1 protein-coding gene is annotated in these 666 nt (G+C 65.8%); it reads right to left on the bottom strand.

Annotated elements, in window-relative coordinates; genetic code table 11:
• Window positions 1–666: MFS transporter (locus EOA23_RS35215; RefSeq protein ID WP_127307359.1), on the bottom strand; the 666-nt coding region annotated here is incomplete at both ends.

Here is a 666-nt window from a genome sequence, read left to right as displayed (position 1 = left end):
AAGGTGATTCTGAAGTCGAGGAGGTCGGGCAAGGCTTCGCCCCTGACGAGCTGCGACAGGTTGAGGATCGCCGCCGCGATCGCCACGCCGAACAGCATCGAGATCTGCTGCAGCATCGAGGATAGCGTCGCCGCCGAGCTCCGCTGCGGTGCGCCGATATCGGCGAAGGCAAGCGTGTTGAGCGCCGTGAACTGCATCGAGCGCGTGAGACCGGCAACCAGCATCAGCGCCACCACCAGCACCTGCGGCGTCTGCGGCGAGATCGCGCCGCAAGCCATGATCGCCAGCGATGCCATCGCCCCGTTCACCACCATGACGGTGCGAAAGCCGAAGCGCCTGAGCGTCGGTGTCGTCACGGTCTTCATGCCGAGATTGCCGAGGAAATAGGCCAGCACCAGCAGTCCGGCATCGACCGGACGCAGGCCGAAGCCGACCTGGAACAGCAGCGGCAGCAGGAAGGGCGTGGCGTTGATCGCGACGCGGAAGACCGTGCCCGCGGCAAGTGTCGAGATCGCGAAGGTCAGCACCTTGAAGGCCGAAAGGTCGAGCAGCGGATGCCGGGCCTGCAAAAGGTGGCGAACGGCGAACCAGCCGATCACGATGCCGATGCCGATGGAGCCTATCGTCGGCAGCAGGCCATCCTCGGGATGCGCCAGGCGCTCGAGC

This window comes from Mesorhizobium sp. M2A.F.Ca.ET.042.01.1.1, assembly GCF_003997405.1.
Lineage (GTDB): Bacteria > Pseudomonadota > Alphaproteobacteria > Rhizobiales > Rhizobiaceae > Mesorhizobium.
Note: the sequence above shows the minus strand (reverse complement) of the source record. Positions and strands in the feature narration are given on the sequence as shown.